This window comes from Alcanivorax profundi (genome assembly GCF_003597125.1).
GTDB classification, from domain to species: Bacteria; Pseudomonadota; Gammaproteobacteria; order Pseudomonadales; family Alcanivoracaceae; genus Alcanivorax; species Alcanivorax profundi.
The window spans coordinates 1-480 of the sequence record NZ_QYYA01000098.1 but is presented as its reverse complement, the minus strand read 5'-3'; the positions used below and the strand labels follow the sequence as shown (position 1 = coordinate 480).

At 58.8% G+C, this 480-nt stretch carries 1 protein-coding gene; it reads left to right on the top strand.

The features are described 5' to 3' along the window. A partial coding sequence (locus tag D4A39_RS18060; protein ID WP_233552528.1) for a hypothetical protein occupies window positions 1-230 on the top strand: 230 nt, incomplete at its 5' end. Window positions 231-480 lie beyond the last annotated feature (250 nt).

Below are 480 nucleotides of genomic sequence, written 5' to 3'. Positions count from 1 at the left end.
GCCATAGCGTCGCGCGCCGGAAATCTCAGGAGACCGCCGACGCCCCGCCGATCATCGAAGAAACGCCGCAGGGCGATCCGGCCCGGGAGTGGTGGAACGGGCTGACAGACCAGGAGCGGGAGAGCTGGGGCGATCGCGCAGGCCGGACGTTCGAGGCTGGAGGGCGCAAGATCACCCGGAACGAACGTGATCTGGCACGCGCAGCTTATGAGATGAGCTGCCAGCCCTAGGCTTTTTTCTGGCGACGCGAAATTCTCAATCTTAAGCCCCCCCTTTTCTAAACCCTAGTGCAAGATGAAACCTAAAAGGGCTGTGTGATGCAAAGTGGGCATAGAGGCGGCGAGGATGATCGCGATGCTGATTTCATCCATGACTTGATGAACCTTTTGGCTCGCATTTCACACGGCAGTGAGCTGGGGCTTATCATGGATGACATGCCTCGCGAGGATCTGCTTCGCCTGCTATCACAGGTGCATGCTG